At 58.1% G+C, this 26,219-nt stretch carries 30 protein-coding genes and 1 tRNA gene; 14 read left to right on the top strand and 17 right to left on the bottom strand.

The features are described 5' to 3' along the window. The first annotated feature begins 126 nt into the window (after nt 1–126). From WN73_RS40080 to WN73_RS40070, 3 genes are all read left to right on the top strand, one after another. Nucleotides 127–1,158 (top strand): site-specific integrase, encoded by a 1,032-nt coding sequence (locus WN73_RS40080; protein WP_271557803.1) that lies wholly within the window; start codon nt 127–129, stop codon nt 1,156–1,158. Between the two features lie 376 nt (nt 1,159–1,534). After that, the gene (locus tag WN73_RS40075) at nt 1,535–1,822 is read left to right on the top strand and encodes a hypothetical protein (RefSeq protein ID WP_271557801.1); all 288 of its coding nucleotides are present in this window, start codon (nt 1,535–1,537) and stop codon (nt 1,820–1,822) included. After that, nucleotides 1,812–3,527: a hypothetical protein gene (locus WN73_RS40070; RefSeq protein WP_271557799.1), complete on the top strand. Its 1,716-nt coding sequence runs from the start codon at nt 1,812–1,814 to the stop codon at nt 3,525–3,527. Before WN73_RS40075 ends, WN73_RS40070 begins: the two co-directional genes overlap by 11 nt. A 137-nt stretch (nt 3,528–3,664) precedes the next feature. Here the strand turns inward: WN73_RS40070 and WN73_RS40065 are convergent, their stop codons facing one another. Next, a complete protein-coding gene (locus WN73_RS40065) occupies nt 3,665–3,892 on the bottom strand; it encodes a hypothetical protein (protein ID WP_271557797.1) in 228 nt (75 codons plus the stop codon). A 23-nt stretch (nt 3,893–3,915) separates the two neighbouring features. On the opposite strand from WN73_RS40065, the gene WN73_RS40060 reads away from it, so the two are divergent. Then, nucleotides 3,916–4,638 (top strand): hypothetical protein, encoded by a 723-nt coding sequence (locus WN73_RS40060; protein WP_271557795.1) that lies wholly within the window; start codon nt 3,916–3,918, stop codon nt 4,636–4,638. A gap of 260 nt (nt 4,639–4,898) precedes the next feature. On the opposite strand, the gene WN73_RS40055 is transcribed toward WN73_RS40060, so the two are convergent. The 7 genes from WN73_RS40055 to WN73_RS40025 form a co-directional block, all read right to left on the bottom strand. Next, the gene (locus WN73_RS40055) at nt 4,899–5,156 is read right to left on the bottom strand and encodes a hypothetical protein (protein ID WP_271557793.1); all 258 of its coding nucleotides are present in this window, start codon (nt 5,154–5,156) and stop codon (nt 4,899–4,901) included. A gap of 311 nt (nt 5,157–5,467) precedes the next feature. Then, nucleotides 5,468–5,908, bottom strand: coding sequence for a DUF5681 domain-containing protein (locus tag WN73_RS40050; protein ID WP_271557791.1), 441 nt, complete (start codon nt 5,906–5,908; stop codon nt 5,468–5,470). Beyond that, nucleotides 5,905–6,231 carry a hypothetical protein gene (locus WN73_RS40045; protein WP_271557789.1) on the bottom strand — a complete coding sequence of 109 codons (327 nt, stop codon included), beginning with the start codon at nt 6,229–6,231 and terminating at the stop codon, nt 5,905–5,907. Before WN73_RS40045 ends, WN73_RS40050 begins: the two co-directional genes overlap by 4 nt. A 270-nt stretch (nt 6,232–6,501) precedes the next feature. Continuing rightward, a complete protein-coding gene (locus WN73_RS40040) occupies nt 6,502–8,493 on the bottom strand; it encodes a hypothetical protein (protein WP_271557787.1) in 1,992 nt (663 codons plus the stop codon). Next, nucleotides 8,493–10,205, bottom strand: a complete 1,713-nt coding sequence (locus WN73_RS40035) for a hypothetical protein (RefSeq protein ID WP_271557786.1) — start codon at nt 10,203–10,205, stop codon at nt 8,493–8,495. Before WN73_RS40035 ends, WN73_RS40040 begins: the two co-directional genes overlap by 1 nt. 11 nt (nt 10,206–10,216) lie before the next feature. Further along, the gene (locus WN73_RS40030; RefSeq protein ID WP_271557784.1) at nt 10,217–11,014 is read right to left on the bottom strand and encodes a hypothetical protein; all 798 of its coding nucleotides are present in this window, start codon (nt 11,012–11,014) and stop codon (nt 10,217–10,219) included. Nucleotides 11,015–11,252: 238 nt separating this feature from the next. Next, nucleotides 11,253–11,489, bottom strand: a complete 237-nt coding sequence (locus WN73_RS40025; RefSeq protein ID WP_271557782.1) for a hypothetical protein — start codon at nt 11,487–11,489, stop codon at nt 11,253–11,255. An 80-nt stretch (nt 11,490–11,569) separates the two neighbouring features. Here WN73_RS40025 and WN73_RS40020 point away from each other — a divergent pair, with 80 nt between their 5' ends. The 6 genes from WN73_RS40020 to WN73_RS39995 all read left to right on the top strand — a co-directional run bounded on the left by WN73_RS40020 (nt 11,570) and on the right by WN73_RS39995 (nt 14,153). Further along, the gene (locus WN73_RS40020) at nt 11,570–11,893 is read left to right on the top strand and encodes a hypothetical protein (RefSeq protein ID WP_271557780.1); all 324 of its coding nucleotides are present in this window, start codon (nt 11,570–11,572) and stop codon (nt 11,891–11,893) included. An 11-nt stretch (nt 11,894–11,904) separates the two neighbouring features. Beyond that, the gene (locus tag WN73_RS40015; protein WP_271557778.1) at nt 11,905–12,219 is read left to right on the top strand and encodes a hypothetical protein; all 315 of its coding nucleotides are present in this window, start codon (nt 11,905–11,907) and stop codon (nt 12,217–12,219) included. Nucleotides 12,220–12,367: 148 nt separating this feature from the next. Next, complete coding sequence (locus WN73_RS40010) at nt 12,368–12,919, top strand: hypothetical protein (protein WP_271557776.1); 552 nt, start codon at nt 12,368–12,370, stop codon at nt 12,917–12,919. Beyond that, nucleotides 12,919–13,323, top strand: a complete 405-nt coding sequence (locus WN73_RS40005) for a hypothetical protein (RefSeq protein WP_271557774.1) — start codon at nt 12,919–12,921, stop codon at nt 13,321–13,323. Before WN73_RS40010 ends, WN73_RS40005 begins: the two co-directional genes overlap by 1 nt. A gap of 3 nt (nt 13,324–13,326) precedes the next feature. Beyond that, nucleotides 13,327–13,824, top strand: a complete 498-nt coding sequence (locus WN73_RS40000; protein ID WP_271557772.1) for a hypothetical protein — start codon at nt 13,327–13,329, stop codon at nt 13,822–13,824. Beyond that, the gene (locus WN73_RS39995) at nt 13,821–14,153 is read left to right on the top strand and encodes a hypothetical protein (RefSeq protein ID WP_271557771.1); all 333 of its coding nucleotides are present in this window, start codon (nt 13,821–13,823) and stop codon (nt 14,151–14,153) included. The genes WN73_RS40000 and WN73_RS39995 overlap by 4 nt, the downstream gene beginning before the upstream one ends. On the opposite strand, the gene WN73_RS39990 is transcribed toward WN73_RS39995, so the two are convergent. From WN73_RS39990 to WN73_RS39980, 3 genes are all read right to left on the bottom strand, one after another. Further along, nucleotides 14,150–14,746: a hypothetical protein gene (locus WN73_RS39990; protein ID WP_271557769.1), complete on the bottom strand. Its 597-nt coding sequence runs from the start codon at nt 14,744–14,746 to the stop codon at nt 14,150–14,152. The two genes, WN73_RS39995 and WN73_RS39990, sit on opposite strands and share 4 nt — an antisense overlap. Before the next feature lie 3 nt (nt 14,747–14,749). Next, nucleotides 14,750–15,859, bottom strand: a complete 1,110-nt coding sequence (locus WN73_RS39985) for a hypothetical protein (RefSeq protein WP_271557766.1) — start codon at nt 15,857–15,859, stop codon at nt 14,750–14,752. A 117-nt stretch (nt 15,860–15,976) separates the two neighbouring features. Further along, on the bottom strand, nt 15,977–17,845 hold the full coding sequence (locus WN73_RS39980; RefSeq protein ID WP_271557764.1) for a recombinase family protein: 1,869 nt from the start codon (nt 17,843–17,845) through the stop codon (nt 15,977–15,979). A gap of 246 nt (nt 17,846–18,091) precedes the next feature. Here WN73_RS39980 and WN73_RS39975 point away from each other — a divergent pair, with 246 nt between their 5' ends. Both WN73_RS39975 and WN73_RS39970 read left to right on the top strand, forming a co-directional pair. Beyond that, nucleotides 18,092–19,510, top strand: a complete 1,419-nt coding sequence (locus WN73_RS39975; RefSeq protein ID WP_271557763.1) for a restriction endonuclease — start codon at nt 18,092–18,094, stop codon at nt 19,508–19,510. A gap of 444 nt (nt 19,511–19,954) precedes the next feature. Then, the gene (locus tag WN73_RS39970) at nt 19,955–20,161 is read left to right on the top strand and encodes a hypothetical protein (protein ID WP_271557761.1); all 207 of its coding nucleotides are present in this window, start codon (nt 19,955–19,957) and stop codon (nt 20,159–20,161) included. Nucleotides 20,162–20,172: 11 nt separating this feature from the next. Here WN73_RS39970 and WN73_RS39965 read toward each other — a convergent pair whose 3' ends face one another. The 4 genes from WN73_RS39965 to WN73_RS39950 form a co-directional block, all read right to left on the bottom strand. Further along, entirely contained in the window at nt 20,173–21,648 is a 1,476-nt protein-coding gene (locus WN73_RS39965; protein ID WP_271557759.1) for an exonuclease domain-containing protein, read from the bottom strand. 120 nt (nt 21,649–21,768) lie between these two features. Continuing rightward, nucleotides 21,769–22,062 (bottom strand): hypothetical protein, encoded by a 294-nt coding sequence (locus WN73_RS39960; RefSeq protein WP_271557757.1) that lies wholly within the window; start codon nt 22,060–22,062, stop codon nt 21,769–21,771. 5 nt (nt 22,063–22,067) lie between these two features. Continuing rightward, nucleotides 22,068–22,313, bottom strand: coding sequence for a hypothetical protein (locus WN73_RS39955; RefSeq protein WP_271557755.1), 246 nt, complete (start codon nt 22,311–22,313; stop codon nt 22,068–22,070). Nucleotides 22,314–22,532: 219 nt separating this feature from the next. Continuing rightward, complete coding sequence (locus WN73_RS39950) at nt 22,533–23,138, bottom strand: hypothetical protein (RefSeq protein WP_271557754.1); 606 nt, start codon at nt 23,136–23,138, stop codon at nt 22,533–22,535. A gap of 103 nt (nt 23,139–23,241) precedes the next feature. On the opposite strand from WN73_RS39950, the gene WN73_RS39945 reads away from it, so the two are divergent. Further along, nucleotides 23,242–23,736: a hypothetical protein gene (locus tag WN73_RS39945; protein WP_271557753.1), complete on the top strand. Its 495-nt coding sequence runs from the start codon at nt 23,242–23,244 to the stop codon at nt 23,734–23,736. A gap of 42 nt (nt 23,737–23,778) precedes the next feature. Here the strand turns inward: WN73_RS39945 and WN73_RS39940 are convergent, their stop codons facing one another. Next, the gene (locus WN73_RS39940) at nt 23,779–25,344 is read right to left on the bottom strand and encodes an anti-phage dCTP deaminase (protein WP_271557751.1); all 1,566 of its coding nucleotides are present in this window, start codon (nt 25,342–25,344) and stop codon (nt 23,779–23,781) included. 84 nt (nt 25,345–25,428) lie between these two features. Here WN73_RS39940 and WN73_RS39935 point away from each other — a divergent pair, with 84 nt between their 5' ends. Then, nucleotides 25,429–25,599 (top strand): hypothetical protein, encoded by a 171-nt coding sequence (locus tag WN73_RS39935; protein ID WP_271520387.1) that lies wholly within the window; start codon nt 25,429–25,431, stop codon nt 25,597–25,599. A 229-nt stretch (nt 25,600–25,828) separates the two neighbouring features. Here the strand turns inward: WN73_RS39935 and WN73_RS39930 are convergent. Next, nucleotides 25,829–25,904: transfer RNA gene (locus WN73_RS39930), tRNA-Lys, on the bottom strand. Nucleotides 25,905–26,219 lie beyond the last annotated feature (315 nt).

Here is a 26,219-nt window from a genome sequence, read left to right as displayed (position 1 = left end):
ATGCCCCATGCCGGACCAGCCGGCTCAATAAAGCACGGAACGGGTGTTTGAGTAAATGCACCCTTGCACCCATTTCCTGATTCGTCTATCAAGCTTATGATAATGGTATTTATTGAAAGCTAGGTCATGACCGACGGTCCCCAGCTTCCCGTCCCTGCCGTCCCGGTAGGCGTGCCCGTTGACCCGGCCGAAATAGCCGAGCAGGCAAAGGCCTACGCCGCGGCCTCCCAAGCAACCAACACCCAGTTGGCCTACAGCTCCGACTGGCGGACCTTTCAGGCTTGGTGTGACCTTCAGGGGGCTGTCGCAATGCCGACGACGCCGGCAACGGTGGCCGCTTTCCTGGTAGCCACAGCCGGGGTTGTTGCCGTGACCACGCAGCGCCGACGGCTCTCGGCTATACAGGACGCGCACAAGCGCGCCGGCCACCACCTGGACCTCAGCGGAGGCCCGTTCCGAGAAGTTTGGTCCGGGATCCGGCGTGTTCATGGTCGGCCGCCCACAAAGAAGTCAGCGCTGATGACAGCGGCGCTCAGGCACGCCATTGAGGCGTTGCCGGACACGCTTGCTGGCACCCGCGATCGGGCGCTGTTGCTACTGGGCTTTGCGGGCGCCCTCCGGCGGACCGAGCTGGCGGCTATCGAGGTGTCGTCGCGGCCCAGTGCCGCGGCATGGGTCGAAGAGGGGGAGGATGGCTTGACGGTCTACCTCGCTCGATCCAAGGGCGATCAAGAGGGCGTGGGCCAACGGATCGGGATCCCCTATGGTTCGAACCTGAAAACCTGTCCGGTTCGCGCCTGGCGGGCTTGGCTCCAAGTGGCGGGTATCACGGAAGGACCTGCCTTCCGCGCCGTCAGTCGGCACGGGCATCTGGGTGAGGAGGCTATGTGTGATCACTCAGTTGCGTTGATCATTAAGCGAACCATTTCGGCCGGCGCCATTGCTAATGGCGCGTCGACAGAAGAGGCCGCATTGATGGCGAAAAGCTATGGCGGTCACTCGCTCCGCCGTGGCTTGGCAACGTCCGCCGCCCGGAACAAGGTGGCAGCGCACCTGATACAGCAGCAACTGCGCCATAAGAAGTACGACACCACCGCCGGCTACATCCAGGAAGCCCAGCTCCTCCAGGAGAACGCTGCAGGCCTTGTTGGGCTGTGAAGCCTTTAAAATAAGGCTTTGTTTAACCTCAGCCGACAACCGTTGCCACCATATCGCGGCAGCTATACTGGCAACTTAGTGAGCCTGCAGAAGAATTTCTGCGCACCCGCTCGTCTCTATTTCTCGACAAGCAAAATCTGTTGACGCCGCAGCGCTGCAACATCTGTTGACAGTCCCTTGCTGGCCAAGGATCGCGTTCGGCGCGAGATAGTCGCGATCAACGCGGCTGCGCGCGATTTTCCAACAGGGCGGTTTTAGGCGAGCATAGCGACAGAAGAAAGGAAGAGAGGGCTCAAGGCATGGCAATCGTAGCCACATGGCTACATTGCCACGGGCGGTGAAGGTCACCCCCGGTCCCCCGAGAAAGCAACAACAGATGCCGCAGTCGCAGACGGTCCGTTTCCGTGTCGATGGCCACCACGTGCTGGTCTGGCAGCGCGCTGCAAAGAAGCGCGGCGAAACCCTTTCTGCTTTCGTGCGGGCTGCTACTCATGCCGCCGTCGCCGAGCTCGTCACCACTTCCGATTGGAAGACGAAACTGTTCGAGATCCGGATGTACTTCAACGCCGCGCGGCACGTTCGCACCGACGAACAAAAGAACCAGCGTATCGAGGAAGGGCTCCGCCTCCTCAACAAAGCGATCGAGGCCATCGATGTTCGCTAGGCTCATCGACGGCGACTACATCGAAGATGCCTATGATGGTGCGCTTAGCATGATCATTGGAAACAAGCTGGCCCAGACGCTGACGGGGGCCAATCATTCCGTGCAGCATCTTCTCAATGCGGACGAGAACGAGGCCGCGGAATGCATCCAGGGCAGTCCCAAAGACCTCTTGGATATGTTAGCGGCCGCGAAGCGGCACGGCAAGAAGCACGCGATGATGCAATTCATCGTAGCCCCTTACTTGGAGCTGACTCGCGACCAGTTCTTCCAGTGCGTGCTACCGCTGTTGGCGGCTGTCTTCGGCTTTCAGGCATTCCAGGCTGTAGTTTTCGAGCACATCAAGCCGCGACAGAACGGCAATGCCAGCAAGCGTCACTGGCACGTTTGCGTGAGCTACACGGATCCGATTACGAACCGGGTCAATCCCGGCTGGAAGTGGTCGCATGCAAAATGTGAGCGCATCGGCCGAGAATTGGAAGCCCGCTTCGAACCCGACAACATTCTCCTGGGCCGCCACCAAGCCGCTGTCATACGACAGCTCCGCACGGAAGGTCTGGACGCCGTCGCCGACAAGATCGAGAGGGCGCACCCGGCCGGCACCGCGCCCGAACACCGCACCCCGGCCCTGGCGATCGAGCAGGCGGCCAAGATCGCGGGCATCGAGCTCCGCGATGCGATGGCCGCCGTTCGCGGCTGCTGGCATCGCTCGACCAACCGAACCGAATTTATCGATGAACTTGAGGACAATTTTCTCAAGCTCGCGATCTCCAATCGTGAAAAACCCGCATGGGTTATCACCGATCCCGATGGCGTCTTTATCAACTTGTTGAGCAAGTGCCTGCCGGGCGTAACACGCGTTAACATCCACACCAAGATCGGAGAACCCAACCATGACGGACGAGGAGAAGGCCATGGACAACGTGCAGAAGTTGCTCGCAACGCTGCGCGCGATCCTGGAGAGCCTGACGTACATGCGCAACATGATGGAGACGATGATCGCGCATCAGATCTCCCCGTCGGCGACCACGACCGCCGAGCTGCGCAAGTTTTCGTCGCAGCGCTGAACGATGCTGAACCGGACGCCCTCGATGACCTCCTCTCGCGGGCGTCCGCATTAGCTCAAAGTGCTATGGCACGCGTGCTTGAGTACTGCCGCGGGCTCGAATATCGCGCACGTTGTTGGCTGGAGAAGCGCCAGACAAGCCACAAGCCGCCTGAACCGGATGTTACGCTGGCCTCGCTCCAAGAGCGGGGGGCCGAGATCGAAGCCCGGCTCGGAGTTGCGAGGGTCGCAATTCTCGAATCTGGTTCGCTTATCAGCCGGTTAATGCGTGCTCCGCGGTCGTCGAAGCCTGGCGAGAGGAGCCGTCAGAGCGAGCTCAATGAGGCCACGAAGAAATATGAGAACCTGACGGCGGAAATTAAGCGCATCGAGCGTGAGTTGCAGGATCACTGCGCGGCGGCCACGCCGTTCGAGAAGGCGTTTGACGACAGGATGCGGACATGGGAGAGCCGCCACGATTTCCTTGCGCGCACCTGGTTGTCGATCGCGGAGCGTATCCGGCGATTTATGGTGTCGGATCCCGCGGCGGCGCGCTTTGGCCCGCGAGCTCTCTATGCGCTCGGCCTCCCGCGCGAGCCAGCAGGCTCGAACGATCCACCTACTGATCCCGGCGACATTTTCAGGCCGCAGGGCCCCAAATAGCCGGGCTCTGCGGCAAACGATTCGTGGAAGTGCAACAGAAAAATTGCATCCCACACAGGGTATACGTGCAAAAATTTTGGCCGCAACTTCCTTGCCAAGTTGCGGCCAGCCACCAAGTCAAATGATTGCGAAATGGATCATTCGAGCGAAAGCATTCGCTTGAGCCGCAGAGCCGCTTCCTCAGAGGTGACGCGGGCAAGAATCTGAACCTCGCTGGGTTCTGCACCGCCTTTCGTCTCGAAGAGAAAGTAGCCGCTCTTGTCGTCGACGGTCTCTCCGGAAAGCTCAAGCCGCCGATCGGTAATCGGTGCGATGCAGAGGGTGGTGTCGTTCCCGATGTCTGCGCTGAAATAGAAATCCGACATGCTTATTCTCCACGGAGGGGATCGTGACCAAAAAGACTCACGTTGAGGTCAAGGCACCGGAAATTGACGTCCGGAATCTTGCCGACTACATGGCTGCTTCCGAGCGGAAGCGCCGTTCGATTATTGAGGGTTGCAAGTTTCGGCCCATCGCCCGGTTGCTCCAGCACCGGGAGGCTCGGATCACCGTCGCAAGCGCTCTGCGCAAGCATGAGACAGACCCGCAAGTCCTTCAGGACAAAGCTGAATCGATCCGAAACAAGATCGCTACGGACGACTTTGACGCGTTGACGAACGAGACAAACGCCGACTACGTGAAGCAGTTCAGTTCTGTTTTGGCGAAGGTCGAATTGCCGGAGGCGGAGATTTTGCCGGGCAAAAGTTTCCCGGTGATCCCGGTGAATGGCGTCAATATCAGATTCTCGCCGGACCTGTTGCTGCGCCGCAAAACCAAGACCAACAAGCTGAAGCGCGGCGCGGTGATGCTTCGGTATGCAAAGGGCAAGGGGCTCAGTGAAGCGACAGCGGGATGGCAATCGGCTGCTATCCTCGGCATGCTTGGTGAGCACACGGACGAAGACGGCGCTGAGCCTGAAAAGGCGCTCTGCGTCACGATCGATTGCCACACCGGCGAGACCTACCCTGCGCTGGGTGCGGCGGTGAGCATGTTCGCGAATATGAAGGCGGCCTGCCAGTCGATCGCGGAGCGGTGGCCCAATATTCCGCCTCCAGACGGGGCCGTCCTCTAACCAATAGCGCTGCTCTGCCGCGCTGAACATCAAACTTGGGCGCCAGTCGCTGTTGCCAACTGGTGACCTGAGAGGCACAGGAATCCATCACCGACCTCTGCGGCGCCCGAGGCCAGCATGACGGCGATCTGGCGTGGTCCGTCATCCTGGCTCGATACCTTGAGGATGTGGACCCGCCGACGGGTATCGTTTCGCTGGCGCTCGATCGCAATGAGGCGGCGCTTAATGGCGGATCTCATAGCCGGCCCTCCGATCTGCTCTCAGCACCTCATACCAAAGGTCTGCGTCACTCCGTTCTGACAATCGCTTGTCTTGCGGTTGATCTGAGGCTTGGCGCGCCGTCTCTCGGAGAACGTCATCGAGCGCAGCCCGCTCCGGTTCAGACGTCCCGTGAGGAAAATCGCGATGCCAAGCGGGGGCGGGAGGTTCGTCGGCATAAAGCCAACGCGCGACAGCGACACGATCGAGAGAATCGAAGAGGTGGCGGTGTCTGTCGAGCGCAGCTCCGAATGCTTCATCCGGTCTGCACCAGATCAACAGCATCTCGTCGGCGTGCCTAACGCGAGATTCCAGTTTGACAATCCTGGATTCGAGATTTCGGACTGTCATTGTAGGGCCTCTGGGCGACCGTGTATTGCAATCCATTCTTCGACCGTTGCGCAAGGCCACGGCCCTATCATGAAGTGATGACCAGCAGTTTTCGCCGCCTCAATCGCGGATAACTCTCCCGCGGTCGGCGGGTCACTGACGTGATAAACGTAGGGTGGTCGGATCTTGGCACCCTGGCGATCCTCGAGCTTGCCAATCCGCGATTTCAGATTTCGCCCGATCATTGGCCATTCATCCTTTCCAGGCGCTCCAGACGCTCGGTCAGTTCGGCGGTCTCATAAGCTTTCACCCACGTATCGATCAGCTTGCTAATTTCACCAGCCTCCGATGGAGTGAGCTCGCCCGCGGATACTGCCGCCAGCACGGCGGAAGACACCTTGGCCGCATCCTGTGCACTGTTGATCGGCGGGAGCTCGAACGTCACTGGGCGATCCTTCCGGGGTGGCATGATGCGATCAAGACAAATGCGCAGTGCGGGGAGGTCACCTGCCAGCGCAAGGTCGATGGCCTTTTGCGTTAATGCCTGCGCTTGGCCATCAAGCAGCGTCTCCAATGCAACGGTCGTCGCATTCCGCGTGCCTTTCGGCTTGCCGGCTGGATTCCCACTCTGGCCAGGCTTGAACCGGGTGGAGCGACCTTTTGGGGTAGGGCTACCCGTCAATTCAATGACCCCACGTAAGCGAGCGACGATAGCTTGTGAAAGAAGCCGAGCTCAATCGGCCCAATAGCGATCTTTCCGCTCGCGGCCTTGGACATGATCGTGCTGACAATCAGCTCCAGCACCAAGGGATCGTTTCGAGCCCGGGCGTGCATCACGGCCATTTCTGCGTACAACTCGCCCAGCCCGACGTTTGCGGCATAATTGTCCTGCGACTTAGGGGGTGCCCAGAAGTCGGTCCAGCCGCTCTCCAACACTCTCATGAACGGGGGAGCCGCCTCTTCGGTCTGTTCGATGGCATGAGCTTCGGCTAGAGTATGTGTCATTTGAACCAGCTCGGCTGTGTGAATTGACCGAAAACACGACACTTGCGGTTGGAATTGCCTTCACGGTCGTATTCTGGGCGATCGTAATCTGGCTGTTCGCCTCAAAGACTGGCGGCACGATTTTGCGCGTTACCGGCCTGCTATTCTTGGCGGCCTGCCTCGCAGGCAGCCTCTATCTGCATTGGGACCCATACGTGGCGATGGTTTGCCTTCCGGCAGGCTTCATCGCTGGTCTGTTCTATGCCGAATGGTACTATGGCGTTCATCGGCTCACCGGACCCCGATCAGATCAAGCGCAGCGGCACCCACAGGCCGATCATACGGAGCGCTTCCAGACAGAGCCGCGCCCGATGCTAGGTTACGAACCTGCCGGGCAAGCGCCCCGGAACGATCGCGCTGCTGGGCCGCGCGGATAACGGCGTCGACCGCCCGCTGTCGATCCGGTCCTTGCAACGTGAGGACATCTGCCATGGCACCCTCGATGGCTTTCTGCCGGCCGGATTGTACGGCCTCGATGGCCCGATCAAGAAGCTTAAGCCCAACACCGCGCGCAGCTCCCATCATGCCGCCGGCAGCGAAGCTGTCTCGGATACCCAAGCCGGAACTACCAGGAGTGAGATCTTCACGACCGGCTGCGCGCGCCGCGGTCTCACTGTTGCCGATCACACGGTGCGAGGTATTCGCCGCGGTCGTCTCAAAGCCAACTTGCCGCATGAGATCGTTGGCAGCCTGTGGGCCCAGCACCATCTCGAGCTTTTCCTGGTTGAAGCCCTTTTGAAGCAACTGTCGCACCCGTGACGCATCATTTCGCGCGGTGCCCATGATGGTCTGAACCTGAGCACGGGCACCTTGAAGAAACGCATCCCGTTCGCTGGCGGTCATAGCAACGAGCTGATCGCCGATTTGCTGCGGCGAGATATTGTCACTGAAAAGGCCGCGGCCAGCCTGTAGGGCGTCCCGGATGGCGCTTTCACCAGCAAACGCGTCGCGAGCCATGGCGTATTCAGGGACGTGGTCGTCGACCGCATTGACGAGCCGATCTCGCAGATTTGCGATGATGCGAGCCTCGTTGTTGCGACCATTCCGCTGGCCCATCGAAACGACGTCATCCAGAGTTCGCTTTATGAGATCAACGCCCCGTACAGAATTGGGATCAAAGGGGATGCCTTCATCCCTCGACAGGCGGGCCGCACGCGCGGCCGCGGCGCGACCAGTAGGCGTGTTCAGAACCTCTCGGACCTCCGGGATCGGGGGCAGGGGCGTCTGATACGCCTGGTCGTAAAGGGGCCGGGCCGCATTGCTGCGCCTTTGGATGATGGCGCTTTCGATTTGTCCGTAGTTGACGGGCCCTCCCATCGCTCCATTGACTGCGTTCGTCACGCGTCCTGACGCACCGGCATTGCGGGCCTCAATGGCGGAGCGGATGGTCTGTTGGCCGGCTCCAGGAGAGGCCGCAATGACGGCCGCCTGCTGCGTCGTGTTAGGGCCAACGTCCGCAATCATCGCCTGGGGGCCGATCGCATCGAGCCGGTTCTGCAGCGTTGCCGGCGTCACGCCGTCACGTTCCAGCGCGTTCAGGACCTTTCCGGCGCCGGTACCGGCGGTGCCCTCGCGGTTCAAAATGGCGCTCACGCCCTTGCCGACGGCATGCCCGACGACCGGAGCGGCACCTCCGATCACGACACCAACCGGCGCGCCCTCGGCGGCCCCGATGGCCCGGTCGTTGAGATCCCCGTTGGCGTCGCCGGCGCCGGTTATCCCGCCCAGGATTCCGCCGGCTGCGGCAGAACGAACGACCGCTCCAGCAAGCGACGCGCCCGTGCCGACGCCTTTTACGACCTTGCTTGCCGGCAGGAATGATCCCCCAATTTGCGACGCGTTGTAAGCAACCGGATGATCTTCGGCGACTTCCTTCTGGCGCTCGCGAATGTTGGCCACGGCGTCGTCATAGGTTTTGGTCGCTTCGCCGGGTTCTCCACTGAAGTGCTCCCCGGCGAGCCTCGCCGCGCCAAAAGGTGCGCGGAAGCCTCCCATCCATTCCGGCAGCCCCGACGCTTTCGATGCTCCATAGATTTCATCGCGCCAGCCCGCCCCGGCGCCCGTAAGGGCACCTTCCAGCACGGCGTCACCAGTGCTGGTCTTCGACGCGCGCTGTTCCTCGGGCGCTGACCAATTCATCTCCCATGGCAGCTTTCCTGCCGACGAGGATGGCATTTCCGGAGCCGCGGAGGGCGCCCAGTTCATTTCCCAGGGATTTGCCATCAGATGCGCCCCCATGACCGCTGGTCTTTCGGATCGCCGCCGAGATATTTGAAGCCGTTGAATACGGTCCCAGCCTGCGGCATGGGCATGGCCTGCTGCCGGGGCTGGTACTGATCGGGCGGTTCGACGCGATAAACCGTCCCGTAGTCCTTCAGAGAGTCGGACGACTTCAACGTGCGCTCAGCAAGATTGTTATGCTGGTCAATTCGAGTTCGAGCGGCCCGCTCGCCGATATCAAGAATGCGGCGGATCGACTTTTCGTCCAACTTGATGTTCCCGCCCGCCATTGCCGCGGCGAAGTCACGGTCAGCATTGGAGATGCCCGCGCCAGCGCCCAGGCCCTTCACCAGAGAGAGCGTCCGGGAACCGATCGCGCTGCCGAACGCTTCCGTGTTCGCGATTTTGTCCGCGTTCGGAACGCCCATGAACTCTGCGACCTTTGCCAATTTCAGGCGCGTATCGGCGGCCGTGCCCGAGAAGATGCCCCCAGGCGCGTCGAGCTGTTCTCGCGACCGATGGATAGCCAAGATTTCATCCCTCGCGGCTGATGCAGTATCCTGGGACTTATCGAGCTTCGGCAAAATGCTACCGCTAAGAACCGCTCGCTCAGTGTTGGCGTTGTCGTTGCGATCGATATATTCGCGCACGCTCATGCCGGCCGCGCGCGCGTTCTTCATATCCGGAGTGGGCTCCATGGCCTTGTGAATGGCTTGGATGCGGCCTTCCAATACCTTGAGCTGGTCGGGCAATACGCGGCCGCTACCTGCCACAGCTTCCAATCGCTGTACGTACGCTGCGGGGTCGGGATAGCCGGCCGGGATCAATCCGCCTAAGGTCGGGTCGGCAGGCTGGGTTGGCTGGGTCGGGCCCGCGCTCGGCGCGATGGCTGGCCTTGCGGGCATCTGGGGTTGGGGAACGCTTGCTGCTGGCATAGGGGCCAGCGTCGCAGCTTGTGCCATCTGCGGCTGCGCCGCCGGTGCCGCCGCAGCGGGAGCAGCATTCTGTTGCAGCCCTCCACGCCTGAAATTGGCAAGCACCTGCCGCACCTGCATGTTGTTCATATCCAGTGGTGCATTCGGGTCGATACGCCGGCCGGTTACGGCAGCGAGTTGACCGCCAAGGATGTTCGCGGCCGATCCCTGATCTTGTTCGGGCACGCCGTTAGCCGACAAGAACCCGATCAGCGATCCCTTGGCATCGCCACCACGCCAAGATCCATCAGGCGCCGCCGCAACAGGTCCTGACGGGGTGGAGACGGGGGTCGGAGCGCCCTGAGGCGCTGCAGGTCCGGAAGAAGGCACTACGCCGCCGCGCGCGAGTGGAGGCGCAACAACGGCGGGCGCGTTGCGTGATGCAGAGGGTGGAAAATTCTGCGTGGGCTGCGATGGAGGTTGCAGGATCTCCTGAACCGCGGGTGCGTTCCGATACCGCTCTTGCTGAAAGCCAGTCTCTGCAAGCTTCGCGGCAGCATCAACTGCGGGCGCGCCGCCGAGCTGCATCAAGCGCTCCCATGCCTTACCAGCATCGAAGTTGCCTTTTTCGTCTCGGGGAAGACCGCCGTTATCTTCGCCAAAGGCGTCCCGGAGCCTTTGCTGGTAGGCGTAGTCCTTTCCCTTCCGATAGTTTTCGAAAAGACCGCCAAAATCGAAATTGGCGTTCGTCTTGCCGCTATTAGCAATCAGGGCTTCGATGGAAGTTTGGTTCTCGGCCATTCGACGCTCCTCTAAGACAGACCGAAGCGAACAAACAGTCCGGCGCCCGCGCCATAATCATCCTTCGACAATCCAGGAAGTGGGTTGGAGGCAGTTCCGCCATCAGCGCTCCCACTGAACGCTCCGAACAAACTGCTTCCGAGGCCTCCTCCAAAAGCACCCGACGCCGCTCCGGCAGCGCCCATCAATCCGTTCCAGAGATTGGCGCTTGTGTTGTAGTTATTAAGCGTCGCCGCGGCGTTCGAATTACCGATTGCCGTCTGCGTCGTGTTCGCCGCATTGCCCTGGCCGGTGTACGAGGCATTCAACGCATTTCCGAGCCCGGTATCGATTCCCGCTGCGCCGCTCACCGCGCTGTTGTTCGCAGAAAGATACGGCGAAAGACCGCTGAGGTAGTTGGAGTAGGTGTTGTTCGCGAGGTTTGTTGCATATCCGAGAGTGTCGGTATCTGCATTGCCGCTGCTGAGGTTACCCGCAGCCGCATGAGTTCGATCGAGAGCTTGGAGACCTTGAGTCAGCGCAAAGCCATAATTCCCGTACTGCCCCGAGTTCTTGAAAGTATCCATGGCGCTCTGCAAGCCAGCAACGCCGTTTGCACCGGACGCATCACCGTAGGCCTTCGCACCAGCGCCGGTCGAAGCGACAAGAGGCGCGTAAAGGTTGCTTGCATTGCCGTAGTTTGTGCTGAGAGCGTCGCGGCCCTGGCCGTAGAGGTTTGAAAGCTGATCGTAGCCAGTCTGCAGACCGGCATTGCGCTGTTTCGCAGCCTCTTCCGCGTCGTCGTTACTGAAGATCGAGAATAGACCCATCAGACCGATCCGTGCTGTCGTACCTGCGGTGCCCAAGCCGCATGAGGGGTAAGACTGCACGAAGGTCTAGATCTAATGGTCCGACCAAATCGGCGAGTAGTGTGAATCTAATTGGAAAGAGCACGGCTTTCAATGGCCGTGATGGCTCCGCCAACAGAAGTAACAGTGGCTCGGCGAGGGGCCAAGAAGGCCCTCAAAGGGAAGGGGCTCGGCGTCTTCGACATTCAGCAAGGCAGGGCTACTTGGCCTTTAATCTCACGCCTGGCTGCCCGTGGTTCAGAAACTCAATGCCGGCTTGCTCCAAAGCCTTCTGTACGGCGACGACCGTCTGATTGTTCGCTTTGATCGTCTCGTCCTTGGAAGCTTCCATATTGCGGATCGTATTCACGTTGACGCTGGCCGCCTCGGCCAGGGCGCCTTGATCCATGTCCACCAGCGCACGCGCGGCCCTTAGCTGATTTCCGGTCGAGAGCATTCAATTCCCCTGTGCACTGAACTCAAGAAGATGGGTATTATACCCAATAAACTAGTTGACATCGCCAAGGCGGCCAATTAGTGTTTGTACCTATCGAGATGGGTATTAACCACATGGAAGCGGCGATGGCAACTAGCTCGGCGATCATCACCATAGCAAATCTTACCAATCCGCATACGGGCCTGCTCAACCGTGATGTGTACCAAAGACTGGTGCGCCGCGAGGCAATGCGCACGTTCGGGTCGACCGCTCCGCGCTACATCCGCCAAGCCGCGAAGCTCTACCGCGACCACGTTTCCCAACAGCGTCTTGCGTGGCGCCAGCGCAATGGTCTGACTGTCGAGACCTCTCTAGTTTCTGCTTACGGCAACACGCAGCAAGGCGTTCGCCGGTCAATCTTCTGAGGAGCAAGACAATGACATCACTGAACAACGCGCATCCGGCTTCTTTCGCAGCCATTTCGCCAGATGACCGCATGCCAACGTTTGTGGACGTGACCACCTTCGATGCTGCATCGGCATGGGCTCGTCTGTCACCAGCGCAACAGGCGTTCATCGGAGAGCTCGCAGTTCAGCTCGCTGCGGTCGGCAACCGTCTCAATTTCGAGCACAGCGATTTCACAACAAACGAGGTCCGCACGATCGAGACTCTTGAGAGCGCAGCTCTCACGGAGTTCTACGACAAGAGTGAGCCGCTCTGGGCTGATCTGTACGGCTGGAGAGCAAACTAAACCACCCCGGACGCCTGACATCGGCGGCAAACTCGAAGGGAGGTGAAGCAGACAGCAGCTTGCCGGCTTGCGAAGCGAATGAGCGAGGGCGGAACCATCCGCTCAATCGACAGCAAACTTTAACCCCCACTCACATTTGAGAGACAACATGAGCAACGCGGTATCTTCAGGCGCGGCGATGACGCACGCCCATCCGGACGGCAAGTCTACCCCGAGCAGGCGCACATTCTTGGCAACTGCGGGAATAGCGGCGGCAAGCTGCGCGACGTCAGCCAAGGCGGTCGGCACATTGGCCAGCGAGCCCGACCCAGTATTTCAAGCCATTGAGGCTCACAAACGAGCGCGGGAAGGCGTGAAGGCCGCCGCAGATTCCCATTGCCTTCTGGAGCGGGAGATTGTCGGCGCCGGCATCCGGCTCAGCGAGGCGCGCGCGAACGATCAACGCATTGAAGCCAGCGAAGATGCCATGTCGCGAGCTTTCGACGTCGAGACGGACGCCGCGTGCGACATTCTCAACATCATGCCAACCACCCCGGCGGGAGTGCTTGCTCTCCTCTCCTACGCCGTCGAGGCAGATATGGACGGCGAAGGCTGGCCATCCGACCTCTGCGGCGGAGACGATGACAACCGCGGTTCGTGGCAGCAATTCCTACTGGCGTCGCTCGCTGAAATTCTGCCGGCCATGATGGTGAGGACGTAATGGGAAAGAAGCAAAGGAAGGCTGACGAAGCACTCGCCTGTGAGCGACCCGACCGAGAAGCTCAGATCATCCGGCTTTCGGTGAAGTACCTTCAACTGTTGGCCGCTAACGAAGCCGGCTTCAAGGCTGATCCGACCGGAGACTCCGTATTTGCCTCGGTCGGCAACCACATCGGCAAGGCCAAGCGTTCGCTTATCAAGCTTGTCGGCTTGAGCCCCCATGCCGTCCCGTGCGCCGCGCCCCTCAGCGAGCACGAATTAAGAGCCAAGGTGGCAGTAGCAAGAGCACTTTACGGTTTTCAGTCTGGCGAAGAGCTTGAGAGTGACGAGCTAATTTATCTTCGCTTTGTCCTGGGCGAGGTCGAGGATTTTTTCAGCGCGGCTTCAGCGTCGAGGAGGGCTTGAGCAATGGCAACCATTATCAAGTTTGCACCGCGCCCGCGCTCCAACGACACGCCTCCTGAGCCCAACGTAAGGAGAATATTCTTAAGGAGAGAAAAGCGCGCGCAAACCGCGACCGCCCAAAATCAGAATCTTCGTGCCCGACGGTTTGATGCCTGGGTAGACGCCGATAGACAACTGGCCTATTGGGACGCCCGCCTAGAGCTGTGGAGCGCTATCCGTTGTGCTCAGATGAGGGACGTGCCGGAAGGCGATCTGCATCCGGAAGTGCATTACAGCGAGCGTCACGCTTTGCAGCAAAGGCGGGATGAGGCGCTTGCGCGGAAGCTGCTGACCCCAGCACACAGCACGGCCGCCGTAGAATGGAAACGGCGATTGCTGGGCAATGGCAAATTTAAGCCCTCAGGCTTGAGCGCTCAGCGGCTGCAATACGCGATCGACCAGGACCAAGAATTTTTGGCGTCGCATCCGGCCCGAAAAGTGAGCCGCGGAGATGCGAAATGACGCACTCCTCTATTCCTGACCTTCTCAAGGCCTGCGCGGCCTTTGTGCCGGTCAATCTTCCGCTCGACGTAGCTATCGAACTTCATCGTACGGCAACCAAAACGACGGAGCGCTCAAGTAACGGGGAGGGCGGCGCGGTCGCTCGCTTTGCGCTGCAAGCGGTGCTGTTTGCCGCTACTCCGACGGCCGGCGATATCCGCCGGCAACTCGACTATGCCTCGGCGCTGCCGATCGAGGCATGGGAGTGGCCGGGCAAGGGCGCAGATAGCACGCGGGAGCAATGGTTGCGTGGCATGAGCCGCTGTCTGACGTTGATCACGGCCAGCTAGGAATTGCTTGGCTCTGACCGCTTGAGCCACTCGGCCTTGCCGGCGTCCGTAATTCGAAAGGCCTTATGATCATTATGGCCGGAACTCGATTCGATTAGGCCGCGGACCTCGAGGCGGCAGTTCGTGTCATAGCCGCCGACGTAATGATCGGGGGCGCCATCAGCTTCGAAGTACGTCTTCAAAACGATGACCTCCCTCTTACCTAACGGTTTGCTACGAATAAGTTGTTCCCACTCGCCATCCGCGTAGACACGCAGGCCGTTTGGATAACGACCTGGCGGCAACTCGTCGAGCTTGATCTCGCCCCGGCGCCATTGCTCGAATGCTTGGGTCAATGGGTCCTTCGCTTGATCTGCATCCAGATCATCCCACGACGCGGCTTTGTGAGGAGTATCGCTCAATCGCTCCCCAAATCGACGGCGGCGCGGGTTGTTGTCGGAGGGGCGGTCTACCCCAAGATCTGTTCTGGGCCGCATCTCAATTTCGATAGTCCCATCGGGGCGTATCGTTACGCGGCCGGCGCCACATTGCTGTGCCGCACGAATGCAGCGCACGATGTCAGTCTGCGTGAACTTCGTCGATCGACGGCTCATGCATCAAGATCCTGACGGTTTGATAGTCGAGAAGAAAGCCGCGACTCCGTTTCGTGTTGCATCCAGATCGTTGGCAACTTCGTCGGCCCATGCGAGCCATTCCGCTACGGTCTTGCCCGATACGTCCTGATTTTGATCGGCTTCCTTTAATCTCAGCGCTGCGACGAGGTCGCGGACGATGGTTGCTGCCTGCCAATCGGTCGCCAGATCAACGAACTTCTGCCGGCGATGCCGCTCAAGTTCGGCTTGTCGTTGCCTTTCCGCTCTGTTGGCAGCGGCCTTGCGACGTTGCTCCTCCTCCTCTCGAACACGGGTGTTCCATGCCTTCACCGCCTGTGCACCGTCGAATATGCGCTCAACCATATTTGGTAACTTGGAATCCAGCGTGACTGAATCAGTCTCCTTCCATTCCGTACTGTTATGCCCCGGCCAATAGGTTAAGACGGAGAACGCCAGCTTTCCCGTGCCGACAAGCTTTTGCTTAGAGAACGAATGACTGCCGTAGGTCTCCGTGATCCTAGTTTGCCGCTGCTTTTCCCTGATCTGAAATTCAATTGCTTCGCCGTCTATTCTGGCTTGAAAATTGCCCTTTTCCGCATTGGAGACAAGGCCTCCCTTCGCTTCGATCGCGCGGAGAAGTTTGCTCAGGAGCGAATACCGCCTCCTGTCTACATCCGTCATGGGGCTCGGAGCTGCTTTGATGGCCCATTCATTGCGGGTCGCGAGCGCCTCTCGACGTTGCCTTTCGCGCTCCTCAATCCGCTTCGTGATGATCGGATGCTCTTTCACTGGACGATCTATGAGCGCAATCGCGTCGTTTCGAGCGCCGGAGCTTTGTGGCTCTTCAGATCGCTTATCAAACCGAGTTTCCTTTGGCTTAGCTGGTTCGATGACGATCTGCTTCAGCGCCTCTTCGGAAGATCCAGGCAGGGCCTGAATTTCGACGGGGCGCCCCAACGACTTCATCGTCCAGTAAAGCGAGCCGGGATAGGGGACGTTGTTCGCCCTACATATCGCGGCCAAGGACGTTGCAGTTACACCAAACTCTGGTGCGGTCTTACTCAACGGCGATTTCCAGACGAGGTCGTAGAGTGCAGCGCGAGAAATCTGCATGTCTGTCTCGGTACAAGGTGCGCTCGGCGGCTCCAGTCTCTGACCTTCAATAACTCCGATTATCGAAAGTCAGCTTTGAAGACACGCGAGTCCGCTAGGGGGAGGGATAGGTAAGATCTACTTGATGCCCGGAAGGCCAAACCGGACCGGCTTCCCTTCCAGCCGGACGATTCCTGCGAGTTCGTAGGCAGTAGAGAGTTTTCCAAAGTGATGGGCTACAGTCGCCGCATTGGGCAAGTCGGGATCTTCGTTGATCAGCCGGGACGAGATGACGCCCCATTTCTCTGCGAGCCCCTTGATTCCGCGCAGGATCTCATCTGAGCGGTATCCCAAGTTAGGCTTCTGTCCGGCGTGACGCTGACCTCGCGTGATCAACGTCCCTTCCTTGCCCCGCTTGCGTCCTTCACTGACCATTTGTGACTTCGTCAGGGACGGCAGCCGGGCCAACTCTCTTGCTTTGGTCAACGAGCCGAACCGCTTTGTGTAATAATAAGCGCTTGGTGTGGCACCGTTCTGATCAACAAGATTGGCGGTGGTATAGCCGTGCTGCTTGTGCAGGTTGCGCAACGCTTCAAGGAGTTCGGCATCCGTCCAGGAGACGCCCGCGAAATAATTGTCCGCGCCGGCTGCCTTGCGACCTCTCCAAGCGCGGCGAAGCTGCTCGCTATGGTCGTGAACCGGTAGGCCCGCTCGCCTAGCCGCCTCGGCCAGCGACCCGAAATATCTGCGGATATATGCGGCGGCCGGCAGGCGGGGATCTCCATCGATAAGGCGAATGGAAACAAAACCCCACTTGGCATGAACCTCCTGCAAACCCTTCAGAAGAGCTTTCTCGCTCCAGTGCCTACCGTTCATGCCGAAGGGAGGCCTGTCCGGAGGAACATAGCCAGCGAGCTTGTAACCTGCTGAGAGCGAGCCAAAGTGATTGACGACCGTGTCAGCCGATGGACCGCCCTTCTGGCCATTGATCAATATCTGCGAGAGTCGTCCTTTTTCCGCGAGCAGGGTCCGCAATGATTTGATGATCCTCTCATCACTCCAATAGCCCTTCTTGCAGCGTGAGCGGAGCTCTTGGGCTTTTCGAAATTGCGACAGAGGAACGATGGGCTCGAAGGCTGGATAGCGCGTCCAGGTTTCCTCGGCATTTTTCTCGGGCCGCCCCTGCAGCCTGACAGTGGTCATGTTGTAGGTCATCTGTCCGATGCAGAGCCCATTAGAAACTATATTGCGTATAGTCCCGATCGAAAGCGGCTTTTCTCCATAACCTTTGACGCCCGACTCGGAAAGCCGCTTCGCTATCTCTTTGAAGGTAAGGTGATCGTTCACGTAAAGCCTAAATATGCGGCGTATAACAGCCAGTTCTTCTGGCGGGCCTGGCACGGCGATTACTTTATCAACGTCCAATGCTTTGGCTTCGCCCGCTCTCAGTATCTGTCTCGGGTTCCGCGAGGGATCGACGAGCATCCGGCGAAAGCCATAGATTACAGATCCACCCTGGCGAAAGCCGAGCCCGGCCTGCTGGCGTTTGGCGCGCACCACCTTTGCGGAGAGCTCGCGGCTATATTCGCTCGCCATCACCCGCTTCAAATGCTTGACGATTGTTGTAATGGGGGCGACATCCTCCCCAAAGGGCTCGGTCACGTAGACGACACGCACACCGGCCTGCCGGCAAAGAAATTCATAATGCGCGGCCTGGTCCGGATTTTGAAACCGTCCCCACCGGCTGACATCGAACACCAGGACGGCATCAAAGGTTCGGGGCGTAGCAAGGGCGTCGCTGAGGAGTTGCTTGAGAGCATCTCTGCCCTTGAGCGAGAGACCGCTTTTACCGGCGTCCACGTACGAAGCGACTACCTGGTATCCATGCTGCTCTGCATACTCTGCAATAGCACTCTGCTGATTTTGGGTGGAGTAGCGTTGGTTCTCGGACGACATGCGCAGGTACTGCGCCGCCCGTACGGAATTGCTATTCTCGGCTAGGTTCATGGCGCGAGAACGCTAATCATGCAGCGGCCCCGTACGTGCAATCAATTGCAGAATCAATCTGCAGTCGAACAATAGTGCCGACTTCCTCAGGCGTCTAGACTGGCGCTCAGGGCGGCTGCTGGGCGGCGAACGAATAGCGCCTTCAACGATATCTGAAGTGACCCGGATGGGTCCGACGCGCGTAGACCCGCTTCAAGCATTTTGGTCTACTCGGCCTCCGAATGATGATTTGCACGCGGTATTGCAATGCGGCATGGAAACGACGATTGGCGAAAATTTGGCTATAGTCTCGATAAGTTCGAAAATGCGCTTAAGCAATTGAGGTATCAAAGCGTTTTTGAACCCATAACTGAGCCTCAGGCCCCACTTACGGCTGGATTTTTTACGCTGCGGGCTAGTGCCCCAAATGCTGTTTCCACCTTTGGCGTTCAGTCGGTTCTGAGTGAAAGCAACTTAGGTGACCCGCACGGTGCCGAGCTTCTAAAGCCCGCCGCGATACCTGATTTTCCGTACATGCCGGAAGCGCCACGTCTACCTAACGACGAGACCAATCATTACGTTCAGCGCCGTTATCGGGCCGCGGCGAAAGCGAGAAGCATCCATGAGGAGTTCATGGGGATCGAGCGAAAGGACCACGCGATGCTCGAGTCCCTCGCGTCAGGCTATGCGAAGGGCAACGAGAAGTACGTCGGCTTTCTTGCGGGGCTGTCGCTCAAGCGGCACTTCTTGAGCGTCGCACTCCAAAAGCCATCTGAATGCCACTATGAGGCCAGCGCGCGCATATTGCTTTGCGAGATCGAGATCCCCGATTTCGCCGCGCTCAGGATTACTAAGTTAAGGGGCAAGTCCTATTCAGACTGGGTCGACGTCTCGACAGCCGAAAAGAAACGCCTCTGCGAAACTCTCGTCTTCGCGCTGTGCATTAGGGCGGCATATTTGACGGCCCAGTCAGACTTCGGCAACTTTATCGACACGATCGCCGTAAATGCACTTCAAAACTGGTTTGACCCAGCTACAGGAGTCCCTAAGTCCGGCACCATTGCATCCTTACAGGCTCGCAAAGAAGAGTTGCTGGCCCTTCAGCCTGGGCGCCTTGACGCCAAGTCGTGCTTCGCCCACCTGAAAGGCATTAGCACCCCTTCAGTGACGCACGTCGCACCGATCCGGCCTATTTTCGTTCTCGACAAGAAGGATCACCGCATCGTCATCAATCGCGATGTGGACGCGTCTCTTGCAGCGGAGGAAAACCTAGCCTCGATTCCTTGGGAAGACTTCGAGCACTTGGTCCGTCAATTGTTCGAGTGGGAGTTCGGTCGCGACGGTGTTGAGGTGAAAGTGACGCGGGCATCGCGGGACCGTGGCGTTGATGCCATTATGTTCGATCCCGATCCCCTTCGGGGCGGCAAGTACGTGCTGCAGGCCAAGCGCTATACCCGAACGGTGGACGTCGCCGCTGTTCGCGACCTTTATGGCACGGTGGTAAACGAAGGGGCCAACCGCGGGATATTGGTGACCACCAGCGGGTTCGGCCCGGATTCATATGACTTTGCAAAGGATAAGCCTCTTTCCTTGGTCGATGGCCCCAACCTAGTGGCGATGCTACGGCGACATGGACGCAACTATCGGATCAATCTCGCGGAAGCCCGCTCAATCGAGAGGCCATGATCCCGCAAAAGGCAGCCGATGTACGAAAATCACAAGCTCTGCCCTGAGTTGAGGCCTAAGGAAATTTGCCTTGTCGTCGAACAATACCGCGAAGGGACGGTCGAGCGAAAATATCATTTGCACGTCCCTAAGCACCGGCTGTCTGAAAATTCGCTTCAATATCTGCTTCAGACGCTGGTCTTAAAGTTTGAGAACAATGAACCGCTCACAATCGTTCGTAGCTTTCTAAATGACCGTGGAAAGAACCCATCAACGCACAATTTCAACTGGCAAGTCACTTATCCTGAACCCGGGGTGCTCAGGAAATATTGCGGGGGTGACACGTTGGCTTGGGCCGATCAGGTTATTGCGCCACGCTCATTTCGAAACTAGCCCCGGCATTACCCTCTAGACTCTTGGGAGGCAGGCTGCGACGATCGATCGCCACAACCTGGGGAGGATCAGATGGCCAAATCAACACGAAATACCGGTAAGCCTTGGACGCCAGCCGACGTCAAGCAATTGAAGGATTTGGCAAAGGGGAACACCCCGACACGGGTTGCCGGGCTCAAATTAGGGCGAACTGAAGCCGCCGTTTACAAGAAAGCGTCGGAGGAGGGCATTTCGCTGGCCCCGACAAACCAAAGTCCGTACGGCACAAAGAAAAAATGAAGTCGGCGCAACTAGCCAGTGACGTTCGTTAGCCGTCGAAAATCGCTCTCGCCTACGATTTTGATCGCGCAGCCTTTCGCGATCAATGCCCCCGCCTTGCGATGTTTCGAACTCTTTTCTTGGCCTTTGGTGGCCCGCAGATCTTGATCTCCCACGACAAGAATTGTCGTGCGTTGATTGACGGTATCGGAAACCTCGCACCCAGCGGCAGAAGCGATCTGGGCCGCCGCTTCTCTCGATATTTCGAGCTTGCCAGTAAAAACGATTACTTCGCCAAGCAGCGGGCCTGATCCTGACCCATCTCGGGCATGTTTCCCTGCCTCCCTACCATCGATCGGCTCCTCAACGCGTCGAATCCATTGGACCAGATCCAACCCGCTGTCATTCATCGCCCGTAGCAATACGAGACCAGCGGCCCTCGCATCTTCGGCAGCGTCGTGATGCTGAAACTCTATGGAAAACTCGTCTGCTAATCTCGCAATCCCATAACCACGCCCATCATTGGCGAGGCTGGGCCAAGCCCGACGCGCTACACGCAATGTATCTAGCCATACGCACGGAAGGAAACCTGCGCCGTGTTTAATGGCTGCGCGGTTGAGGGCCGTCTTATCGAAGTGACTGTGATGTACAACTACAACATCTGAGAGCGCAGCAGCAATCACCGGAAAGACCCGCCCCATATTTGGCTTGCCCACAACAGCCTCAGCAGTAATGCCGTGGATGGAAATATTTATTGGATCAAAATCGTCTTCGGGATCAACCAAAATGGTCAGCTTCTTGAACAACTCACCGGACTTGAAATGAGCGAGCCCGATCGAGCATATACTTGCCAAGTCAGCGTTGGCTGTCTCCACGTCTAGAGCTATGAAATCGTAAATGGGCTGCTGGTCGGCTGCCAATTTGATTGGGGGCGGTTTCGCATAGGGGACAGATGTAACCGGTGCGGAGGCGTCGGCTTCGACGTCCTCAAAAACCGGTCGAGGTGCATCTACTCCACTCCGCTGTAGCGCGTACCACTTTGCCATCGCCAGACGCTTAAGAAGTTGCGGCGGGGATGCACCCGGAGCATGTTGTTGGGCAGCAAACCGCTCCAGTACCGCAATCTCATCGTCAAATCGCTTAAGCTTTCGGTACACGATAGCAGCCTGTTCATAGTACCAAGGCGCTACACCGCCTGCGCCTGCCGCGGCATCTCGCTCCCAAAGGTCCAGTTGAGGCAGCAGAACCTGGATTGCCTCTTCAAGCTTTCCTTCTCGCTTGAGCCGCTGAACATCATTGACGACGGCTTCGATGCGACCTGACTCTAGTTCATAGGGACGGCCGAGTTTCTCGCTGAGGCTTTTGTAAATCGATTGTCCGAAGTCATCGGCCGGTCGTTCTTGGATAGCGTCGACCGATAGCCTCGCGAAAACTTTAGATCTCTCACAATCCGGATGGTTCGACCGCAAAAAGCCCGCTGGCTGACCGCAGATCGTACAAATCCCCATCTCAACTCCCCAAACTTGGCCTTTATCAAAATCGAATCGGAGCCATGCGGCGGCCTAAAGAGGCAAAAATCGACCGGCGTTTCCCCGAGGATAACTCTCAATAATACCCATTATCGTAAGTCAGGCCGCGGGAAGGGCGACCAGCTTCCCGGCCTGGGTGCGAAGATGTCCTGGTGGGACAGCCTCGGCCTCCAGATCGCGGTGACACGACGTCACAACATCATCGAGCCAGGGCGAGAAGATCAATGGTCGCCCCGGCCTGAAATCAACCATCCTCAAAGTGGCGTTCTCGACGAGGTGGCGTGCGGCCATCTCGTCTGCCGCTTCGACCCAGACTGCTTCCTTGAGGTTGGAGGCTGCCCATTTTTCATCGTTTGCTCTGATGTCGATGGGCGCCAGCCGGTACACGGACATCGGGGTCAATACCGCGGCGTGCGTGTGCCGAACGTGCCGTTGTTTGGATTGTAGTTGCCCGACGTGCCGTAATTGTCCCTCTGGGTGCCGTTCGGGTTCGTGGCCGTGTAGGGTTGCACGTAAGTGCCGTTGCTCCTGGTGTAGCCCGAAGTGGTGTGGCTGTTTGGATTGGAGCCGGTGCCGCTGTTGTATTGCGCCTGAGCCGCGGTCGCAGCGAGTGCAAGTGCGAAAGTAAGTACGATAATTCTCATTTGGTCCCCCCAATGGTTTTATGCAACGTCGAATGCAACCATGGGCCGCCCCGCGGTGTCGAGTCCGACCAATGTATGAGGACGCGCCGGCTCACGCCAGACTTGGGAAACTTACGGGTAGTCAGCCTTCGTCCCGGAGCGTCATCAGCCTGCCGCCCGGCACCTTGATTGGTTCGTCGAAAGACCGGCCCCAATCACGGTTCGTCACCCGCTGGCTCTTCAGCCAGGCTCGATTTCGATGATGACAATGCCCTGACGGCGCAGAACATCGGCAAGCCAACTCGCCTCAGGTTCGATGCTGCGGACAGCAATGCTCAAAGACGTTCCCGGAAACGATTTCGAGTAGCGCTTTAGCTGTCCTGCCGCTTCACCGAGGGCTGCGCTCGACCCTCGGAGCTTGCACTCGATCAGCTCATCCGCCGTCAGATCGAAGATATCGACAATCCCACCAGCACACCTGTGCTGGCGGCGTATTTCATGTCCGAGCGCCCGCCGTGCACGCGCCAACGGCTCCTCAACCTTGAGTGCTTCGTTGGTGGGACCCAACTTCGATCGCAACGACTCGACGCCATTTTTGAGCGCTTCCTCAAGACCTGCCTTGAGATTCACCGCCGACCTGAGCATGCCGTTGTCCCCCTGGTCGCGGGCGACGCCGATGTGCCGCTCGACCAGCGCAATCGCCTGTTCAACCATCACGTCCGTGGCGTGTCCACTCCGCGCAAACCTTAGGATCGTGATCACAAGGCTGGTTTCGTGGTGAAGGTCGTCGAGTTGCTTCGCCTTTCGCACAATGTCGTCTTTAGTTGCACTTCTGCTCGCCGGCATCGCAGTCAGATCCGAATCTGGGGATAGGTTATGCTGCCGCTTGTCAAGATCGGTTGACAGGGCCGACTTTTCTTATCCACCGACCTACAGGGGGCAAGATCGCATGAGCGTTACACCAATCGCACTTCACAGGGCGTCAGCCGTAGGAGCCTTCCGCTGGACTGTGTTCTTCTTTGTCGCCATAGCGGCTTTCGCCCAGCGAGACGAAAAAACAGGGACGATCCTGGCGACGCTCGTCTTTCTAATCGACGTCGTGTCGTGGAACCTCAGCGAGGTAATGGTGACGGTCGTCGCAGCATCGTCAAACCAACAGTGGCACAGCACGCTGGCCGATCGAATGATCTTTGAAAAGTTGCTCGATCGCTTCCGCGACCGTGAGCACATCGATTTTCAACAAATCACGAAGGAGGGCACGCGAGCTGCGACCGAAGACGTCAACACTTATGTGCGGGATACGACGTTCTGGTCAGAGTGGGGAGGATTTAGAAAAACGTTGCTCGGTATTGGATACTATCTCTGGTTCTGGATTAGCTATGGGATGTTCTATGGAGCCGCAGGCTTCATTGGCTCAAGCATGCGAGGAACTTATGGCTATTGAAGGTTAGTGGGACAGGCTGGAGTAATTTCAGAAGGTAGTTGCTTAAGTCGCGGGCTTCACTTCGCCGAGGAGTTTTGCCAAAGCCCACTTTTCATTTTCCGTATAAGACGGAACGACCATATCGACCATTGGGCGCATCTTGTTTTTCTGATACCAATCCCGCGCTTTACCGTCTGCGTTTTTTCGTTTGCCCTTTTGGAAAAGGTCTCGGTAGCGGAACGGTGAAATTCCCATGAATGGTACGAACGCGACCTTCTTTTGTGACTCTGCCTCAATTTCGATCTCGTCCGGATGCAATTCCTTCGCTCGGCTTTTAGGGTAAGGTTCCATATACACTACGCGCTTCACTCCGCTCGCCAAAATATGCTTGGTGCAATTATGGCAAGGGAAGGTGGTGCAATATAGCGTTGCACCTTTCACGCTTCGTCCGAGTCTCGCTGCGTCGCAAATCGCCAACATCTCCGCATGCACCACACGACCATATTCTGTTAAATCCATGACGCGCGATCCGACTAAAGCGCCATGCTGCAGCGGGGGATCCTGCTTGCTGATCAAATGGTCCACAATTTGTGCATCGTTTCCGATGTCCAGAAGTGCTGCGCTCAGAAAGCCCTTCTTTCTCAATCGCTCCACAAGGTCCCGAACAATCTCCTTCTTCTGACGATCGTTTGGGTCATAGCCTTTTTTGATATCTCGATGATCTGGGAGCTCAAGGTCCCAATAGGTGCCCCCAAGTGCCTTCGGCACTTCATTGCAGCCCTGAGTAACAAGCTCGCCGTCATCACTAAACACTGCAGCGCCGACCTGGCGCGAGAGGTCGGAGGAGCGGAGAGCCGCCGACTTAGCGGCGTACATTCCATACTCATCCTTTGACGGAGCGATATCGTTTCGACCGAACAATGCAGCAACAAAGCGTTCGAGCTTGTCGTCCATCTTGGCCTTGTTCAGGCCGTCGATAAACACGTCGGCAAGATGAAACGTCTCGCTCAACTGCTGCCCGAACAGATCTTCGTCCTCAGCGGCATCGCGTTCGATGAGTTGTTCGGCTAAGTATCCGATATTTGCAGGCGTGAGCGAAGTCGAGAGTTCGCCTCTCAGTCTCTGACAAAGCTGCTCCTTACGCTCGTCTTCCGGTGCATAAGCGGACGCTAGAATGAACTGTCGGCCGTAAACCTTTCTGAGAAGAGCTACTTCCTCTGGGCGCTTCAACTGCCGCACGATATAAACGTGGCTTGCTCGAACCTTGTCGAACCCGCCTGTTTTTGTTTGTCGATCAGCGCGGATTGCATCTACGGCAATTCGCGCAAGCACTTCTGGGTCGGCATACTGCTTTCTGAGAGCGTTGGCCTCGCTCATCTTGCGCATATAGACATTGTGCGTATCGCTTCCGGTCCACTTTCCGATTTCCTTCAGCGACTCTTGATCGGTAATTGGATAGCGCACAATCTCCGAGGTAAGCTTGATCAGTGAACTGGTGTAGTTCATCGCGTGGAAGGCGGCCGTCAGGCTTTGCGTGATTTGGTCCATATCCACCCCGATGGGGGCAGCGATGCCGACGACAAGTTCTGGATAATCCAACGAAGACGGCTGCTCTTCCGACGCAGTCATGGTTTACAGACCCTTAACCCACGCTACCTAGCGTGTTACGAAGATTTACCGGGATCGATTCTGGTCAATGGCGAGGAAATTCAAATGTCCGCCGATGTAAGAAGAAATCAGACGTCAGGGGAATTGGAACAGCTTACATCTGCCATCAGAGAGATGGCGAGTCGTGTAAACGCTCAATTTGTGGTTGACGATACAAAGACACAGAATTTTCTTGCTGCTGGCGAGCAGCGCGACAAGGCTAAGAAGTCGGCCTAATTATCTTGCTCACATTCCGACGCGACTGCGGCGTCCGGTGCCGCGGTGCTTTTAACGCGCGTAAGCAGCCCAATCACCAGCAGGGATTGCTTCCCGACGTGGCTCAGCTTTCCACTTAGAGAACAGCAAAAGAACCTGAGTTTGTACCCAAGTGCGTGGAGATTGTACCCTCTCCATCCGCTGTGGGCCGCCAGAGAAACGAAAAGCGCAGGATTTTCCGACGGTTATATGGTGAGCGCGCTGGGGCTCGAACCCAGGACCCCGTGATTAAAAGTCACGTGCTCTACCGGCTGAGCTACGCGCTCCCATGGCCGCGGATGGCTTTCAAGATCGATCGCCATCGTCTTCGGACATTCGAGAAGCATGTCTTACCGCTGCGCTGAAGCTCGCGTCGCGGGGAAAAACCGGCTGTTTCCGGATCATGCTTTCGGCCCGCGCTGTGTAGGGTGAGTGGCTGCTGAGGTCAATAGCGCGGGTGGCTGCCGCAACTCTTGGCAGGAGCGGGGATTTGCTCGCGGTGTCCGCAGCTTAAGCCGGAATTTTCAACCCGATTGGCGGCCCGCTATCCACTCCGAACGCTGCCTGTGGCTTGCCGGCGCGGAGGTTTCACCCGCGCCGAG

The organism is Bradyrhizobium sp. CCBAU 45394, assembly GCF_028128655.1.
GTDB classification, from domain to species: domain Bacteria; phylum Pseudomonadota; class Alphaproteobacteria; order Rhizobiales; family Xanthobacteraceae; genus Bradyrhizobium; species Bradyrhizobium diazoefficiens.
Note: the sequence above shows the minus strand (reverse complement) of the source record. Positions and strands in the feature narration are given on the sequence as shown.

Coding starts and splice junctions, on each gene's coding strand:
- WN73_RS40080 (WP_271557803.1), top strand. CDS start 127: ATGACCGACGGTCCCCAGCTTCCCGTCCCTGCCGTCCCGGTAGGCGTG.
- WN73_RS40075 (WP_271557801.1), top strand. CDS start 1,535: ATGCCGCAGTCGCAGACGGTCCGTTTCCGTGTCGATGGCCACCACGTG.
- WN73_RS40070 (WP_271557799.1), top strand. CDS start 1,812: ATGTTCGCTAGGCTCATCGACGGCGACTACATCGAAGATGCCTATGAT.
- WN73_RS40065 (WP_271557797.1), bottom strand. CDS start 3,892: ATGTCGGATTTCTATTTCAGCGCAGACATCGGGAACGACACCACCCTC.
- WN73_RS40055 (WP_271557793.1), bottom strand. CDS start 5,156: ATGAAGCATTCGGAGCTGCGCTCGACAGACACCGCCACCTCTTCGATT.
- WN73_RS40045 (WP_271557789.1), bottom strand. CDS start 6,231: ATGACACATACTCTAGCCGAAGCTCATGCCATCGAACAGACCGAAGAG.
- WN73_RS40040 (WP_271557787.1), bottom strand. CDS start 8,493: ATGGCAAATCCCTGGGAAATGAACTGGGCGCCCTCCGCGGCTCCGGAA.
- WN73_RS40035 (WP_271557786.1), bottom strand. CDS start 10,205: ATGGCCGAGAACCAAACTTCCATCGAAGCCCTGATTGCTAATAGCGGC.
- WN73_RS40030 (WP_271557784.1), bottom strand. CDS start 11,014: ATGGGTCTATTCTCGATCTTCAGTAACGACGACGCGGAAGAGGCTGCG.
- WN73_RS40025 (WP_271557782.1), bottom strand. CDS start 11,489: ATGCTCTCGACCGGAAATCAGCTAAGGGCCGCGCGTGCGCTGGTGGAC.
- WN73_RS40015 (WP_271557778.1), top strand. CDS start 11,905: ATGACATCACTGAACAACGCGCATCCGGCTTCTTTCGCAGCCATTTCG.
- WN73_RS40010 (WP_271557776.1), top strand. CDS start 12,368: ATGAGCAACGCGGTATCTTCAGGCGCGGCGATGACGCACGCCCATCCG.
- WN73_RS40005 (WP_271557774.1), top strand. CDS start 12,919: ATGGGAAAGAAGCAAAGGAAGGCTGACGAAGCACTCGCCTGTGAGCGA.
- WN73_RS40000 (WP_271557772.1), top strand. CDS start 13,327: ATGGCAACCATTATCAAGTTTGCACCGCGCCCGCGCTCCAACGACACG.
- WN73_RS39995 (WP_271557771.1), top strand. CDS start 13,821: ATGACGCACTCCTCTATTCCTGACCTTCTCAAGGCCTGCGCGGCCTTT.
- WN73_RS39990 (WP_271557769.1), bottom strand. CDS start 14,746: ATGAGCCGTCGATCGACGAAGTTCACGCAGACTGACATCGTGCGCTGC.
- WN73_RS39985 (WP_271557766.1), bottom strand. CDS start 15,859: ATGCAGATTTCTCGCGCTGCACTCTACGACCTCGTCTGGAAATCGCCG.
- WN73_RS39980 (WP_271557764.1), bottom strand. CDS start 17,845: ATGAACCTAGCCGAGAATAGCAATTCCGTACGGGCGGCGCAGTACCTG.
- WN73_RS39975 (WP_271557763.1), top strand. CDS start 18,092: ATGCGGCATGGAAACGACGATTGGCGAAAATTTGGCTATAGTCTCGAT.
- WN73_RS39970 (WP_271557761.1), top strand. CDS start 19,955: ATGGCCAAATCAACACGAAATACCGGTAAGCCTTGGACGCCAGCCGAC.
- WN73_RS39965 (WP_271557759.1), bottom strand. CDS start 21,648: ATGGGGATTTGTACGATCTGCGGTCAGCCAGCGGGCTTTTTGCGGTCG.
- WN73_RS39960 (WP_271557757.1), bottom strand. CDS start 22,062: ATGTCCGTGTACCGGCTGGCGCCCATCGACATCAGAGCAAACGATGAA.
- WN73_RS39955 (WP_271557755.1), bottom strand. CDS start 22,313: ATGAGAATTATCGTACTTACTTTCGCACTTGCACTCGCTGCGACCGCG.
- WN73_RS39950 (WP_271557754.1), bottom strand. CDS start 23,138: ATGCCGGCGAGCAGAAGTGCAACTAAAGACGACATTGTGCGAAAGGCG.
- WN73_RS39945 (WP_271557753.1), top strand. CDS start 23,242: ATGAGCGTTACACCAATCGCACTTCACAGGGCGTCAGCCGTAGGAGCC.
- WN73_RS39940 (WP_271557751.1), bottom strand. CDS start 25,344: ATGACTGCGTCGGAAGAGCAGCCGTCTTCGTTGGATTATCCAGAACTT.
- WN73_RS39935 (WP_271520387.1), top strand. CDS start 25,429: ATGTCCGCCGATGTAAGAAGAAATCAGACGTCAGGGGAATTGGAACAG.